We start from the raw sequence: 17,190 nt of genomic DNA, 5'->3' as shown, positions 1-17,190 counted from the left end.
GTTCATTATTGAATTAATGACAGTTTTTTAAGATTTTACTTTGTGTTTTTAATAAAGTTTTACAAATTTGTAGCGGCTCTATAAAAATTAAAATTTGATATGAAGAAACTAACAACGGGAGTACTTGTGTTGGTATTATCTTCTTCTATAGCAGTTGTGAATGCACAACAAAAGAAGAAAGATTCTGTAAAGACACAAGACATTGAAGGTGTAGTAGTAACTGCGCTAGGTATTAAAAGAGAGAAAAAATCATTGGGTTATGCTTCTCAGGAAATAAAAGCAAGCGCTCTATCTGATGGAACGACAAATACAGGAAACATTGCATCTCAGCTTTCCGGTAAAGTAGCAGGACTTAATGTTACTACAAATAATAACTTTGGAGGATCTGCGAATTTGTTGATCCGGGGGGTTAAGTCGTTAGGTGGTGGAAACCCGTTAATAGTTATTGATGGATCTCCGGTGAATAATACGATGACTCAGGCAGGTGCCGGATCTACTTCAGCTGGATTAGTGGATTATGGTAATGCATTATCAGATATTAATCAGGAAGATATAGAGTCGATTAACGTTCTAAAGGGTGCTGCCGCCTCGGCACTTTATGGGGAAAGGGGGCTGAATGGAGTAATTGTAATTACTACTAAAAATGGTAAAGGAAAAGATGATGGCTCCTGGGGAGTTACCTTATCTTCATCTGTACAGGTTGGATTTATAGACAAATCTACATTCCCGGAATATCAGACGAGATACGGGGCAGGATATCAGCAAGATTTTTCTTCCCAAGCAGCAGATGGTATCAACTATGCTAATTTTGGGGATGATGCTTCTTGGGGACCAAAATTTGATCCTAATTTATTAGTGTATCAATGGGACTCATTTGATCCAACTTCTCCTAATTATGGAAAAGCGACACCTTGGGTAGCTGCAAAAAATGGACCAATTACATTCTTTAATAATCCTGCGACTTATACCAATAGTGTGACTCTGGAAAAAGGACAGAAGGGACAGAATATTAGTTTTACTTATGATAATATGATGGCTGATGGTCTAATGCCTAATTCCCATATTAATAAGAATAATTTCTCTTTAAAGGTAAATTATGATTTCAATCCTAAATTACACTCGTCTTTCTATTCTACTTTAACATTACAGGATACTAAAGGACGTAGTGTAACAGGGTATTCTGATAATACCGTTTCAGGATTTAGACAATGGTGGCAAACCAACGTAGATGTTAAAGCTTTAGAACAATCCTATTTCCAGAATGCAGCGAATGCAAGCTCTGCTAATAACTATGGAAATGTTTCATGGAATAGAAAATCAGCTACAAACGGAGATGCTGCTTATTGGAATAATCCTTATTTCCAAGCTTATGAAAACTATACATCTGATAAAAGATTTAGAAATTTTACATATGCACAATTGACTTATGATTTATTGAAAAATGTTTCAGTAATGGGTAAAGTCTCTTATGACCGTTCTGATTTAACTGTAGAAAACAGATTAGCTATGGGGTCTATTGCCCAGGCTTTTGGTGCGTCAGGTAAAGATGTTTCTTCAGGATATGCTAAAAGAAATGTCTTAAGAACTGAAACCAACTATGATTTAATGGTTAATTATAAGTTTGATATTACAGATGACATTAATGTTTCCGGGGTTTTAGGAGGTAATATCAGAAGGAATTTTTATAGCTCAATGTATGCTTCTACAGAAGGAGGCTTAAATGTACCAGGTGTTTATGCTTTATCAAATTCAAAAGGAGCAGTTTTAGCACCTCAGGAGACAGAATGGACAACTCAAACGAACTCCGGATATGTGACAGCTTCATTTGACTTTTATAAAAAATTCTATTTAGATGCTACCTGGAGGGTGGATCAAAGTTCTACTTTAGCATCAGGACAAAATGTTTATAATTATCCGTCCTTAACAGGGTCTTTGATACTTTCTGAAATTTTGAATACTAAAAATTGGATGAATTTCTGGAAAATAAGAGCAAACTATGCTGAAGTAGGTGGAACGGCTGATCCTTATCAGCTTGCAAACTATTATTCTACAGCAGGAATTTTTAGTGGCAGTACTGCAATCTATAATACTATTTTGACTAATGCCGAGAAAAACTTAAAACCTCAAAGATCTAAAGAATTTGAAGTAGGTACTGAAGCTCATTTTTTCAGAGATAGATTAACAGTTGATTTTGCATATTATAAGACTAAGACAATTAATCAAATCCTTAACCTGGCAGTATCTTCCGGAACAGGATATACTGGTCAGATGATTAATGCAGGTAGAATAGATAACACAGGATATGAAGTAGCGTTAGGAATTGTCCCTATCAAGTCTAAAGACTTTACTTGGAATATGGATGTTAACTGGTCAAAAAATACCAACGAAGTAAAATCACTTGCTGCAGGAGTTAACAATTATTTATTAAATAGTTTCCAGGGAGGTGTTTCTTTAAATGCAAGAGTGGGTGAAGCATGGGGAACTCTTGTTGGTTCTGATTATGTTTACTTGAATGGACAGAGAGTGATTGATCCGGATACAGGAATTTATCAAACCAAGTCTAATCAAATCATTGGCAACACAACACCGGATTGGATCGGTGGTATAAGAAATAGTTTCAACTATAAAGGATTTACTTTAAGTTTCTTAATTGATATACGTAAAGGTGGAGATGTATTCTCTACGGATATGTACTATGGTATGGATACAGGTTTATATAAAGAAACAGCTATAGGAAGTTATAGAGATCAGGATGTAATCCTTCCTGGTGTATTGCCTGATGGTACTCCAAATAATATCGCTTTATCTCAATATGCTACTGGAAGCAATTATGGTTACGAAACTCAACCTGCCAAGGAATTTGTGTATGATGGTTCTTATGTGAAATTAAGAGAGGCAAGTATAGGATACACCTTCCCAAAAACATTCTCAGTTGCAGGAACCACGATTCATGATTTTAAAGTTTCAATTGTAGGTAGAAACTTATGGATCATCCATAAAAATTTACCTTATGCAGATCCTGAAGCAATGACTGGTGGAGGAATTTATTCCTATGGATGGTCAATTGGATCTTTACCTACAACAAGAGATGTTGGTGTTAATGTAACATTTAAATTCTAAATTAATTACTTGAAAAAATGAAAAAAGCAATAAAAGTCTGTATACTATCTATATCTGTAAGTTTAGGATTTGTGTCATGTCAGAGTGATTTAACTTCACTTAATGATGATCCTAAACACCCTTCGGTAGTTCCTTCCGAAAATTTATTGGCGACTGCATTATATCAGTCATCATATTATATGGATAATCCGAGTGTAAATTTCAATAATTATAGATTCTTTACCCAGCAGTGGGCGGAAACTCAATATCGTCAGGAAACTCAGTATGATTTAGTAACACGTAATCAGCCCCGTAATCATTTTAATAGAATGTATGTGTATTCTTTGAATAACTTACAACAAGCTAAAACTTTTCTAGCAAATGAAGCGAATGATGCTAATGTTAAAGCTAATAAATTAGCAATACTGGAAATTGAACAGATATTTGTATGGGAAAATTTAGTAGATACTTATGGGAATATCCCTTACTCTGAAGCTCTAAGTGTAGATCAAACTCTTTTGCCTAAATATGATGATGCTAAAACAATCTATTTAGACTTAATCAATAGAATAGATAACGTGGTTCAAACGGTAGATGCTTCGGCTGATAGCTATTCTAGTGGAGATTTGGTATATCAGGGAGATATGACAAAATGGGTGAAATTTGCGAACTCCATTAAATTACGTCTTGCTATGAATTTAGCAGATGTAGATCCTGCTCTTTCTAAATCTACAGCAGAAGCAGCTATAAATGGTGGAGTTATATCTTCAGATACTGAAGCTTATAAATTTGCTTATGACGGGGGCACTTTTACTAATCCTGTATTTGATAACTTGGTAGCTTCAAATAGAAATGATTTCGTTCCGAGTGAATTAGTTATTAATACTATGCAGGGACTTTCTGATCCAAGGATGGAAGTTTGGTTTACAAAGGTAAACGGAATTTATAAAGGTGGTGTTTTTGGAGATTTCAATAATCCATATACAAATTATTCTCAATTAAGTAGCTATTTCAGAGATTCGAAAACTGCTTCTAATTTATTAAGCTATGCTGAAGTTCTTTTCTTACAAGCTGAAGCCGCTGCAAGAGGTTATTCAGTAGGTGATACTGCATCTAACTTATACAATGCAGCTGTAACCGCTTCTATGAATGAGAATGGAGTAAGTGCGGCTAATACAGCGACTTATCTGGCTGCGAATCCTTATAATGCATCAGATTGGAAAACTTCAATCGGTGTGCAGGCTTGGATTGCTATGTTTAACAGAGGCTTTGCATCTTGGAACTTTACAAGACGTCTGGATAGACCAACTCTTGTGAATCCTTCAACATCCAATTTGTCTTCTGTACCATACAGAATGCCTTATTCAGATCAGGAATACGTACTAAACGGAGCCAATGTAAATGCTGCCGCCAATGCAATCGGTGGAGATCAGGCTACTACAAAATTATTCTGGGATGTAAATTAACAATACCAAAATATATTTAAGATGGAAACCGCCTTCGGGCGGTTTTGTTATTTCCGTATATTTGTACTTCAGAATTTTAACAGGTTATTATAAATAAACCTTCTAAAAAACGAATATAGACACATGAATATAAAAGATATAATAGAAGAAAAGCTTTCGGAAGTTATTTTAAACATATATCAGCTAAAAGATATAAAACTGGAAATACAGGAAAATAAGACTGAATATGAAGGTGACTTTACTATTGTTACATTTCCTTTGGTAAAACAGTTAAAGAAAAATCCTGAAAGTATAGGTGTAGAATTGGGAGAAGCTTTGACAGCAGATACTGAACTTTTGGAAAGTTTTAATGTGATCAAAGGCTTTCTTAATATTAAAATCAAGAATCAGTTCTTTATTGATAATTTCAAATCGATAGCGGATAATTTTTCGACGATTGAAAAGAAAAATGCTACTGTAATGGTAGAATATTCCTCTCCAAATACTAATAAACCATTGCATTTAGGGCATATTAGAAATAATCTGTTAGGTTTTTCTGTAGCTCAGATTCTTAAAGAAGCAGGTTATGAGGTTATAAAGACACAGATTATTAATGACAGAGGAATCCATATCTGTAAATCTATGTTGGCGTGGGAAAAATTCGGACATGGAGAAACGCCCGAAACTACCAATACGAAAGGAGATAAGTTTGTTGGAAACTATTATGTGGAATTTGACAAAAATTATAAAAAAGAAATTGCGGAGTTGGTAGGGCAAGGAGTAGAAGAAGCTCAGGCTAAAAAAGATGCACCTATTATTCAGGAAGCACAAAAAATGTTGCTGGATTGGGAAAAGGGAGATGAAAAAGTCCGTGAGCTTTGGAAAGAAATGAATTCCTGGGTGTATAAAGGATTTAACGAAACCTATAAAAGATTAGGAGTCGACTTTGATCAGATACAGTATGAAAGTAATACCTACATTTTGGGAAAAGATCTTATTCATGAGGGATTGGAGAAAGGGGTGCTTTATCAGAAAGAAGATGGTTCCGTCTGGTGTGATCTTACAGATGAGGGGTTGGATCAAAAGCTCTTATTACGTTCTGATGGTACCTCGGTTTATATGACTCAGGACTTAGGAACAGCAGTAGAACGTTTCAAGCAGAATGATATTAAAAAACTGATCTATACCGTTGGGAATGAACAGGATTATCATTTTCAGGTTTTATTTAAAATATTGAAAAAACTGGGATATTCATGGGCAGATCAGCTTTACCACTTATCTTATGGAATGGTAGAGTTACCGGAAGGAAAAATGAAATCCCGAGAAGGTACTGTGGTTGACGCTGATGATTTGATGCAGGAAATGTATGAAACGGCTAAAGCAAAAGCTCAGGAATTAGGAAAATTGGAAAACCTGTCAGAAGAAGATCGGGAAGCGTCTTATGAAACAGTAGGCTTGGGTGCTTTAAAATATTTCATGCTTAAAGTGGATCCTAAAAAGAAAATGTTATTTAATCCTGCTGAAAGCATAGATTTTAATGGAAATACAGGTCCGTTTATTCAGTATACCTATGCACGTATTCATTCTTTATTAACCAAAGCTAATTATACTCAAAAAGAAACTGCAGATGTAGAATTGAATGAATTTGAAAAAGAACTTATCATTCAGCTTACCAATTATAAAGCGATAGTGGAAAAAGCGGCAGAAACATTAAGCCCTGCATTGCTTGCCAATTATGTGTATGATTTAGTGAAATCATATAATTCTTTTTATCAGAATAATCCGATTTTAAATCAGGAAAATGAAAATATAAAACAGTTTCGTTTAAACCTATCGGATTTAACAGCTAAGACGATTAAAAAATCTTTAGAATTGTTAGGAATAGGAACTGTAAATAGAATGTAATAAAAAAAGCCTCTTAAAAAGAGGCTTTTTTATTATTATCGTTGAGAATTTTCATCCTTATGGCTATCTGCATATAATTTAGCTTTACTCCATTTAGCATGTTTGGAAGGGACAATCTTATATCCTTTTTTATAAGTGTAAACCTTTGTGAATTCAGCTCCGAAAAATATTAGCATACAGGAATAATTAATCCACATCATAATCAGGATCACTGTTCCTGCTGTTCCAAAAGCAGAAGTAGGTTTTGCCGTTCCGAAATAAAGGCTCAGTAAAAATTTTCCGAGCGTAAATAAAAGAGTTGTAAGGAAAGCTCCTTTCCAAATAGGTTTCCAGCTTATTTCCACATCAGGAAGAAATTTAAACATGAATGCAAAAAGCAACATAACCAATCCAAACCCAATTCCAAAATTTACCAATTCTACTAACATATAAGTCTCCAGTCCAAAATATTGAGTGATTAATCTGTTGAAAACACTGATGAGGGATGATAAAACCATTGTAATCATCAGTAGGAAACCTAGAATAAGAATCATACCTAAAGAATTGGCTCTGTCGACAAGAAATTTAACTAATGCTTTTTTGGGTGCAGACTCTATGTCCCAAAGTGTATTTAATGAATGTTGTAATTGGAAGAATAAAGTAGTGGATCCAAAAACCAATGAACCGACTCCTACAATTTTCATAATGATATTTTGCTTATCAATCAATGCACCTGCGATTATATTTTCAATACTTTTAGCTGCATCATTACCCATAAGCCCACTGATCTGATGGCTGATTTCTCCTCTAATTGCTTCTTCTCCAAAGAAATTACCCGCAATCCAAATAATGATAATTAATAATCCGGGAATAGAAAAAATAGCATAATAGGCTAAACTTGCTGAATCCTTTGATGCAGAAGAACTATTCCATTCCGCAAAGGTTTCCTTTAAAACTTCCCAGAAAAATTTAGTTCTTGTTACCATGTATTATAATTTTAGAATGGATATCCAATGGCGATATTTAAGATCAGATTATCTTTTCTCCAGCTTCTGTCTCCAAAATTAATTCGGTCAAATGTCCATCGATCTCCCTTATCATAATAAGGAATACGAAGAGGCATTGCTAAATCTAACCTTAAAACCAGAATAGAGAAATCAAGTCTTAGACCAAATCCGGCACCCACTGCAATTTCATTTAAAAAATCTTTGGAAAATTTACCACCCGGCCTGTCGCTATCCTCGTTGATTAACCATACATTTCCTGCATCTGCAAAAACGGCAACATTTAAAAATTTATAAAGATTAGCACGGTATTCCGCATTCATTTCCAGTTTAATATCTCCGGACTGATCAAAAGCAAAATTGGGATTCAGACTTCTAGGGTCAAAGCTTCCGGGCCCCAGACTTCTTGCTCTGAATGCCCTGATGCTGTTACTTCCCCCTACGAAAAACTGGCGGGAAAAAGGAATTTCGGTTGAATTTCCATATGGGTAGGCAACTCCTGCAATAATTCTTGAGGCAAAATTACTTTTTTCTGAAAACTTATGATAGAATCTGAAATCATTTTCGATTTTCGCATATTGGCTGAACGGAACTCCGAATATATTTTTCTGCTTATCTTTTTTTGCATCCGCACCTGTTGCCAAGCCGGTAATTGTTCCTGCCAGGTCAAGTGTACCTTTATAATAAATAGTATTGGTCTTTGGCAGCATCGTATTCGTATAAGTATAAGAATAAGTAGGACCAAAAATAAGCTGTTTTTGAACGGCTCTTTGTAGAGAAGGACTGGTAGAACTTTCTTGCTCATATAACTCGGTTACATGTGCGGGTGAAACTAGGGTAACGTCTAATACTTTCAGATCATGTTCTTTTTTTGCATTTTCCTTCCAGACATACCCGAAAGAAGCCGTAAAGTTGTTAAGTGTATAATATTGCGTACGGTTTTGAAATTCGTATCCTAAAGTTATATTGGTTCTGGGTACAAAAGCACTGGAAGAATGAAAACGGAAAGGAGCAACGATTCTTGGAATGGAAAGTTGAACATTGGCACCTGCACGGTACATATTTTTAGCATCAGACGAGCCGCCCATCTGTACATCAAAAGCACCATAGATAGCTGCTTTGAATTGTTCTGCACCATGGAAAAAATTACGGTGGGTCCAGTTTAAATTTAATTCACTACCTGCATAGCTGGCGGAATTCGTTCTTCCCAACGCTTCCAGACGAAGGGACTGCATTTCTCTCGGGGTCAGTAAATAGTAAGTGTCAAATTTGTTTTGTAAAGAATCCGAAACTACAAATTCATTTTTTACAAATTTGAAAACCCCCAAATTGATCAGACGGTTTAGAGAAAGATTATGATTGGTACGGTTATATAGATCTCCCTGTTTGAAATATAATGCTCTGTCAAAAATTTTTGGTTTGAATTTATGCTGTGGATCGATAACATAAATGTTGTTATAGGCATATTGTGATAAAGAGTCCGGGTTCATAGGAACGTTATATTTTCCTTGTTTTACATCCTGAAGGTTGTAGGTGGGGAACACTATTACTTTATCAATGCTGAATTGCTGAGTGGCAAGATCAGGTGTATCATCTTTTAATTTTACATTGAGCTCTACCTTATGATTTTTACTGATCGTACTGTCTGCCTGTACAATGATATTATCTGCATGGAAATAATAAAATCCTCTTTCTTTTAAGCCGCTATCAATACGTTCTCTTTCGGATTTAATTACATCCAAATCGAATGGCTCTCCTGCTTTTAAAAGAGTTTTATCAGCTACACGCTGGATTTCGGAATTAATGTTAGTGGAGTCTTTTTGAAATTTAACATTACTGATGAGATATTTTGCTCCGGGTTTTAAAGTATAGATAACTCTTACTTTCTTATTTTTAGAAACCGTATCATAGGTTGCCTTGGCATTGAAATAACCTTTGTTTTCAGAATAATTGACAATAATATCTCTGTTGAATTCACGATCAACATCACTTAATAATACAGGTTTTTCTCCTAATTTATATTTCTTCCAATAGCGGAATCCTTTTTCTTTTTCCGGTTCTTTAGTTGTATTATAAAAATAAAGTTTTGGTCTTAAACCTAAGAAAGTAGAATTAGGCTTGGGTACCAGATTTTCTTTTAAGGTAGCTTCGAGTTCTTTTTTCTCGCTTTTAGAAATACTGTCACTTTCAATTTTTACTTCTCCACCTACGTAGAGCATCTGTCCCTGCTTCAGAAATCTTGTGTTACTGCACGAAATCGTAACTGCTGCGAGTACTGAAGCTAACAAATATTTAATATATATATTGAATTGATTTCCCATTATTTAAATTCTACCACTTGATTGTTTTTATTCTCCTTTTTTCTGGCTTTATCTTTTTTGGATTTTTTAAAAATATCACGGAATTCATCATAATCCAGAGTAATGATAAATCCGACTCCTGTTTCAACAATCTGTCCTTGAAGTGCCACCTGATATTCATCCTTACGATAAGCTCTCAGCATATATCTTCCATCTTTGGAAAGACTGTAGTCTACCGTAACATTTCCTGCAATATTAGTAGTATTTTCATTTTGCCTTGCATCTCCTTCCAATCCGAAATTACTTCCTACTGTCACTTTCAGACGATCATTAAGAAGTTTTTTGCTGATATCAACATTTAAATCGGTTCTTGTATTTTTTTGTCCCATTGAATAATCTTCGGAAGATTCAAGCCCGAAATTCAAATCAACCCCTTTAATCAATCCTGAAGCCAGATTATTGAGCTGTTGTGAAAGGAGTTTACTAACACTTGCTCTTGCCATGGATTCAGCAGAAACACCGGCTTCACTCTGGAAAGGATTTTCCCCAATGAAACGATTTAATAATAATAAGGCGAAGACCTGTTTATTTAATTCAGATTCCTGAGTCCTTAACTGAATAAGTTTCTGATTAACAGTAGAGGTTACGTCAGATGAGACAGCGCTGTTTTTTTCATCTGTGGTAATATCAAAACTAATTTCCGGTTTCAATAGTTCACCTTTCATTTTTAGTAAAGTACTGAACGGTATTTTTTGTTTATAAAGATTCGTTGTAGATGGATCCAGCTGTTGTTCCACCAAATCAATAGGAGCTGTTTCAGTTTTGTATATGGCGGTAATATCCATAATGGCTGAAGTAGGCTCTCCGGTCCATGTAATAGTACTTCCTTTCTGGATATCAAATTTTCTTTTCAGTACACTTACGGATAGTTCATAGCTTCCTTTTTCTACTTCATATACACCTACTAATGTCATTTTTCCTGAAGCATCCATTCCTCCTGTTAATTCTGCCTCGCCCTGGAGTTTTACAAAGTCTCCGTTGGCTTTGTCAATCACAATAGACATTTTAGCTTCTTTGCTTACTTCAATATTGACGCTTACGTCCATTCCCTGAATTTTACTTTTGGTGTTGATGGAGTCAGCTTTAATAGTTTTATTTAAGGCTATCTGGTCCTGATCTATAAATTCTACAATACCATCTCTTTCCTGAAGAGATGGAGAGGACTGGGGAAGAACAAATGTGAAATCTGTATTGTCAGCTACGGCAAGTCTTCCGTCTACTTTTGGCAGATCAAGGTTTCCGCGGATATGTAAACCTGCATCAATGGAAAGAATTCCGTACATCATGGCATCATTGGATTTCTCCGAATTAACCACTTTAAAATCTTTGGCATTTACATCCAGATTAAATGCATAATCCCTGTATGTTTGTGTAAGGACCTGCCCGTTGATAACCAGCGAGTTTCCGTCCTTATCATTGATCTTAAACCGGTTGAATTCAATGCCTCTGCTTGTAAAGTCTATTTCATCATTAATATTTCTGAAATCACTTCCTGTCTGAGCGATCTGTAATCCTACATTATTGAATTTCACTTTTCCTAAAATACTCGGCTGATCTGCTGTTCCTGTTATCTTAAGGTTGCCGGACAGATAGCCTTCCGTATTGTTGATGGCATTCATGGAGAATCCCTGGGCAGTCTTCATTTGTAATTTATTGATTGCCATATTAAGGTCAAAACTGCTCGAAGAAGTATTGTAATCTCCAATTACTGTAACGTCATTATCATTTCCGCTAAGAGCAATATTAGCATTCAGAAGATTAGCTGTAGTATTATTTATTTTTACCGCAAGATTTCCGACAGGACTTCCGAATACGAAAAGATCAGATACATTAAGATCCGATGTAAATGTCATATTATTGGCAAGATCCTTTATCTGAGCTGTTCCATTAATAGTTCCGCGGGCAAGGAGAGTATCCTTTTTAATCATTTCCGTGATGGTCTCAATCTTAAAATCCTTTAATGAAACATTCAGCGGACTGTTAGGAACATTCGTTTCAGATTGTAACAAAATTTCGCTTCCGGAACTGGACAAACGGAAATTATCGGCAAGGACTCCCTTACTGCTGATTTGTATTTTATTATTTTCAGCTACCGTCCAGTCACTGTAATTTAATTTCAATCCATCAGGATTTAAAGAAACTTCAGTAATATCATTCAGTGATTTTGCATTTCCTGCAATTAAGAATTGAGTGACGTCTTTGTCATCTTTGGTAGTAATACTGTAGTTAATAGTATTATCAGCTACATCACCATTAATGTTTATTTTATTCAAAGCGAAGCTTTCACTTTTCAGGGCTGCTACGTCTAAATTGTATTGTAACTTCTGGTTCTCATTTGTGATTTTCAGGGAAGCATTTTCAATGGTATTAGTTCCATATAATACCTGTGGAATCTGTCCGTCTACTTCTATTTTTTGTGAGTCAGCATCATAATTTCCTTTTATATTGAGGGTTTCAAAGCTTTTCAGATCAGGAACAAATTTTCGGATCAGGTCATCATTCTTTACTTTAGCATTGAAACTAAAATGTTGGTTAGGATCGATTTTTTGCTTAGGATCAGGTTTCTGGAACTGATAATATTGATTGATAGTTTGCTGTAAAGCTCCAAAAATCTGGGTAAGTTTATATTTTCCTGATAATTCTACATCTGCGATTTGAGAATTGAAGGTAATTTGATTTAATTCTTCTGTGGAAACAGCTTTCAGACTAAGTTCCTGGAGAGGAAATACTTCCTTGGTATCTGAAATGGCAAAGTTCTGAAGATTAAGATAACCATTAAGATAATCAGGATCTAAGTTGGTGAAATCTCCGTCAATATTTCCGGCAATGATCATAGGATCACTGTAAAATCCTAATTTATTCAGATCTAATTTATTAATGCTCCCAATCAGTTTTACTGTTGGATTCTTTTCGTCATACACTCCGGATGCCGTTAAGTTCAGATTGGCATTAGGGTCTTTAGAATTTAAAACAATATGATAAGCACCACGGTTAATATTGCCCGCCAGATCCATGTCCTGATAACGGTAACTATTATAAGTTACTGAATTGACGTATCCTTTTAAATCAGCTCTGGCATTTTTAAAGTCAAAGCTTTCTCCTTTCGCGGATATTTGTGCGGTAATGGATCCGACATCCTTATTCTGGATTAGTTTTCCTACCTGTACATTCTGTAAATTGGCTTTTACATCATATAGTTCATGATTTTTTCTTCGCATATCCACATTTGCTACAATAGAAGCATTTCCTAAAGTAGAGGTAAGTTTGAGGTTGGTGTTGACCACTTCCGTTGTTCCTTTAGCTGTTCCCTGAATACTTAGAAATGAAGGAAGAGTAATATTGGAAGGAATGGTATTTTTAGGAACTAGATTATAAATGGTTTTGGAAGAGGAGGAGAGTTCTCCGATTTTCAGATCATAATAAATATGATCCGGGTCCATAGCATTTTTAATTCTTCCTGAAGCAGATACTTTTAGCTGATCCAGTCCTGAAAGTTTAAAGCTTTGGATAAGCAGATCATTAACACTGCCTTTTGCAACTGCATCTACATTTAATACGGCATTCGAATAAGTATTGAAAGGAGCAGTATCTTTTAAAGCCGGCACTAAATTCAGGATGTCTGAGAACCCTATTTTTGAGTTACGGATATTAGCAGATATTTTGACAGCTCCAGGATTCTCAGTGAGTTGTTCTATAGAATTATAGTTGACAATTACTTCATCTCTCAATACTGTTTTTGGTGTCTGCAGATAAAGGTTTTTAAGATAAGCCTGCTGCTCTTCATAGACAAAATCAGTGGTGAATTTTTGAATATTCAGGCCACGGGCTTCCTGTATTTCCGCTGAGCTGACAGTTCCTGCATATCCGTTATTCTCCATTTTAAAACTTCTCAGTTCCAGATTCATTTTGGAGAAATTAAGATGGTTAAAATCCATTCCCTGTTTGGTGGGAGAAACAGCTGTATTGTTGTACGCTAATTTTACATCATTAAGAATCAGTTTCCCTAAAATTACGGACATTGGTTTCTTTTTTTCTGAAACGCTGGAGACTTCCGGCTGTTGCTGTGTTGTTTTTGGATTTGCATTTTCAGAAGGCATGTATAAATTAGCATGGATGTCTGCTCCTGTAAGAAGTACATTTCCGATATTGTAAGTATTATTTTCAAGATCCAGTTTATTGATCTTTGTACTCAGTTCTTTAAAAGTAACTTTTGCAAAAGTTTTAGTATTATCATCTCCGTAATCAATGTCAAAATTAGTAAGTTTGATTCCTCTTAAGCCAAGCTGCATAGGTTTTTGCTGATTAAGAGAATCCACTTTTTCTCCCACATTTTTAGAAACTTCTTCTACCAGATCCTGTTTTAGTTTCAATTTCAGTCCGTCCAGATTAATATCATTGACAGCATAGGAGTTTTTCTCCATATCAAAAGTCTTTACTCTGGTATCAAGGGATGCAAAGTAAAGTTTGATATCATTTTTTGACTGCTGATCATTGAAGGTTACCCCAATATCTTTGAGTTTTATTTTGTCAAGGGAAATTATGAACGGTTTGGAAGAGCTTTCTTCTTCATCTTTGGTAGCAAATGCGTCCAGAATATAATCAAAATTGAATTTTCCATCTGGTTTCCTTACTACATTGGCCCGTACACCTTCAAGATCTATCGAAGTAATATCGGCAGTGGAGTTGATAAGCTTGAGCATATTCAATCCTACATCGAATTTCTTAACGGCAAGCAGTGTATCTACATCCTGGCCTTTAAGATAGAGGTTTTCCATAACCAGACTGTTCGGAAATGCAATATATACTCTTTCGAGGCTTACATCGGTCTTGATCTTCTTTTCAAGATATACGATGAGTTTGTCTTTCAGGAAGTTCTGAACGGACGGGAGTCTTAAGCTAAGGATAAGAAGGGTGAGTAATACTATTATTGAAATAATAGTTATCGACACCCATTTAAATATTTTTTTCTTGTTTATTTTCAATTTCAAATAAGGATACTATTAAGACAAAGATAATAAAACCTTTTTCAATGAAAATTATTTTATTTTAAACTAATTGTTTATAATAATTAGCTTTTATCAAAAAGAAAACCCTTCTCACCGAAAATAATGGAAGGGTTTAAAGGGTAAAAGAAAATCCTACTTTGGCTACATATCAAATTTAGTTTAGTTGAAGTGAAGTGGAATAGTTGCTGCGAATTTATACAAGTTTAGTGTCAAGAAAATCTAGTGAATTACCAATGGAGAATGATCTTTGTTTTATATAAATAAGCAGGTAGCCAAAGCTGGATTTTAATTATTAAAAAAAATAAAAGCCCCCTTGTGTTTCATCTATCAAAAAATTTTACAGCGAAAATCAAATTCAAAATGTTATGTTAGCTTTAAAAAAGGGGGCAATACTTAAGAAATAGTGTCAATCTTTATTCGTTAGCGGCTTCCCATTTTGTTTCTTCACCCTGAGGAGCTGCTCCTCCCTGTGCAGGAGTTATAGGAGCGGTTTCCTGATTGATGTGATAAACATAGGCAGCCAGTTTCTCTGCGTCTCTTCCTGTAATGGTTCCATCTTTAATAAATGGTCTCATGGTAGGATTATTAGGAGAACCATTTTCCAACATCCAGAATACATTTTTGAAAAGACTTTTTTCCTTTACGTTGATCCAGTATCCATCTGTAAGGTTTGGACCGATACCTCCTTTGCCAGCTTCTGAGTGGCATGTCACACAGTTTGTTTTAAATAACTGTTCTCCTTCTGCGATATCATCCGCACTATATTTTGCTGTTTCTAACGTGATAACAGGTGCGTTTTTCTCATACTCAGTGATAGCTGCAAGCATTGTCTTGGTTTCTTTATCATATTCAGCTTCAGGGTGGGCATAATCGGTTAATGCGAATGCTACCATATATACTGCACAGAATATAAATCCGAACCAGAAAAGACCTAGCCACCATTTTGGTAAAGAGTTATCTAATTCTGTAATTCCGTCAAATCCGTGGTCGATAAGGATGTCTTTTTCCTCAGACTGAGATTGTTTTTTGAATGCAGAATTCCATAACTTCTGTAGATAAGGTATGCTTTTCTCTTCTATATAAAGTTTTTTCTCTTCTTCGGTAAGTTTACTGAATTTCTGATTTTCTACAAGATCTCCAACGGAGTTCATTATTAAGAGTAGAATGGTTGAAATGATCAGCAATACCCAAAAATATGGTGAAGTAAGATATTTACTGTCTTCTCCAAACATTTCGAATGCCATGAAAGTTAATCCAACAGTTAGGATTATATATACTGAAATGGGTGTTCTTGGTTTCATCTTTCTAATGTTTTTAAGATTATTCTACGCTTGCTGTTTTAATATCAGTTGTTTTGATATCAGTTCCTAATCTTTGTAAATAGGCAATCATCGCTACGATCTCTCTTTGCTCAAGAGGTATGAAGGCCGTTCCTTTTGCCGCTTTTTCTTTATCCATCTGATCTTTTACATCTGGAGCTTCAGAATAAATTCTTTTTACAATTGCCTGGGACTGGTTATTGGCCCATGCATCAGCAGAATCTATATTAGCTTTAGTATAAGGAATATCAAATGAATTCTTCATAAGCTTGATCTTATCTACCATTTGTGTACGATCCAATTTGTTGGTAATTAACCATGGGAAACGGGGCATGATAGAACCTGCAGAAGTAATTCTTGGGTTATACATATGTTTAAAGTGCCATGAATCCGGGTTTCTTCCTCCTTGTCTGTGTAAATCAGGACCAGTTCTTTTAGAACCCCATAAGAATGGTCTGTCATATACGAATTCTCCAGCTTTGGAATATTGTCCGTTTTTACCGTCGAATCTGCTAACTTCATCTCTGAATGGTCTTACCATCTGAGAGTGACATGAGTTACAACCTTCACGGATATATAAGTCTCTACCTTCTAATTCAAGTGGTGAATAAGGTTTCACCGCTGTGATCTGAGGAAGATTACTTTTTATGGTTAATGTAGGTACAATTTCTACAAGTCCTCCTATTGCAATAGCTACGAATGCTAGTACAGATAATACAGTTGGCATTCTTTCAATCCAAAGGTGAACACCTTCTCCTTCTTTACGTTGGCTTCCTATATTAGCTAATGCAGGAGCTTCAGCAGGAACTTCTTTCTGGAATGATCCCTTTCTTACTGTTGCGATTACATTTACTACCATTAGGATAGCACCGGCAAGATAGAATAATCCTCCTAAGAATCTCATTTTATAGTAAGGAATAACAGCAGTTACCGTATCCAGCCAGTTTTTCCATAATAGAGTACCGTCCGGGTTGAACTGTTTCCACATTAACCCTTGCGTAAATCCTGAGATGTACATTGGAACTGCATAGAAAATGATTCCTAAAGTACCTAACCAGAAATGCCAGTTAGCT

8 protein-coding genes are annotated in these 17,190 nt (G+C 35.3%); 3 read left to right on the top strand and 5 right to left on the bottom strand.

The window, feature by feature from the left end; genetic code table 11:
• Positions 1-99: 99 nt before the first annotated feature.
• The 3 genes from Q0A18_RS14375 (at position 100) to argS (ending at position 6,449) form a co-directional block, all read left to right on the top strand.
• A complete protein-coding gene (locus Q0A18_RS14375) occupies positions 100-3,120 on the top strand; it encodes a SusC/RagA family TonB-linked outer membrane protein (protein ID WP_292010850.1) in 3,021 nt (1,006 codons plus the stop codon).
• 17 nt (positions 3,121-3,137) lie between these two features.
• Positions 3,138-4,565 (top strand): SusD/RagB family nutrient-binding outer membrane lipoprotein, encoded by a 1,428-nt coding sequence (locus Q0A18_RS14370; RefSeq protein ID WP_292010849.1) that lies wholly within the window; start codon positions 3,138-3,140, stop codon positions 4,563-4,565.
• A gap of 123 nt (positions 4,566-4,688) precedes the next feature.
• Positions 4,689-6,449, top strand: a complete 1,761-nt coding sequence (gene argS / locus Q0A18_RS14365; protein WP_292010848.1) for an arginine--tRNA ligase — start codon at positions 4,689-4,691, stop codon at positions 6,447-6,449.
• 35 nt (positions 6,450-6,484) lie between these two features.
• On the opposite strand, the gene Q0A18_RS14360 is transcribed toward argS, so the two are convergent.
• The 5 genes from Q0A18_RS14360 to ccoO all read right to left on the bottom strand — a co-directional run.
• On the bottom strand, positions 6,485-7,414 hold the full coding sequence (locus Q0A18_RS14360) for a YihY/virulence factor BrkB family protein (RefSeq protein ID WP_292010847.1): 930 nt from the start codon (positions 7,412-7,414) through the stop codon (positions 6,485-6,487).
• 11 nt (positions 7,415-7,425) lie between these two features.
• On the bottom strand, positions 7,426-9,753 hold the full coding sequence (locus Q0A18_RS14355; RefSeq protein ID WP_292010846.1) for a BamA/TamA family outer membrane protein: 2,328 nt from the start codon (positions 9,751-9,753) through the stop codon (positions 7,426-7,428).
• Positions 9,753-14,780, bottom strand: a complete 5,028-nt coding sequence (locus tag Q0A18_RS14350) for a translocation/assembly module TamB domain-containing protein (protein ID WP_292010845.1) — start codon at positions 14,778-14,780, stop codon at positions 9,753-9,755. Before Q0A18_RS14350 ends, Q0A18_RS14355 begins: the two co-directional genes overlap by 1 nt.
• Before the next feature lie 431 nt (positions 14,781-15,211).
• On the bottom strand, positions 15,212-16,099 hold the full coding sequence (locus tag Q0A18_RS14345) for a cbb3-type cytochrome c oxidase N-terminal domain-containing protein (RefSeq protein WP_292010844.1): 888 nt from the start codon (positions 16,097-16,099) through the stop codon (positions 15,212-15,214).
• Positions 16,100-16,118: 19 nt separating this feature from the next.
• Positions 16,119-17,190, bottom strand: a 1,072-nt coding sequence (gene ccoO, locus Q0A18_RS14340) for a cytochrome-c oxidase, cbb3-type subunit II (protein WP_292010843.1), incomplete at its 5' end; no start/stop codon positions are given.

The sequence above is a fragment of the Chryseobacterium sp. genome (assembly GCF_022712095.1).
GTDB lineage: Bacteria > Bacteroidota > Bacteroidia > Flavobacteriales > Weeksellaceae > Chryseobacterium.
This window is presented reverse-complemented; position numbering and strand designations above follow the sequence as displayed.

Bases quoted from the DNA above. Each gene is read 5' to 3' on its own strand.
- Q0A18_RS14355 (WP_292010846.1), bottom strand. From the start codon at position 9,753: ATGGGAAATCAATTCAATATATATATTAAATATTTGTTAGCTTCAGTA.
- argS (WP_292010848.1), top strand. From the start codon at position 4,689: ATGAATATAAAAGATATAATAGAAGAAAAGCTTTCGGAAGTTATTTTA.
- Q0A18_RS14370 (WP_292010849.1), top strand. From the start codon at position 3,138: ATGAAAAAAGCAATAAAAGTCTGTATACTATCTATATCTGTAAGTTTA.
- Q0A18_RS14360 (WP_292010847.1), bottom strand. From the start codon at position 7,414: ATGGTAACAAGAACTAAATTTTTCTGGGAAGTTTTAAAGGAAACCTTT.
- Q0A18_RS14345 (WP_292010844.1), bottom strand. From the start codon at position 16,099: ATGAAACCAAGAACACCCATTTCAGTATATATAATCCTAACTGTTGGA.
- Q0A18_RS14375 (WP_292010850.1), top strand. From the start codon at position 100: ATGAAGAAACTAACAACGGGAGTACTTGTGTTGGTATTATCTTCTTCT.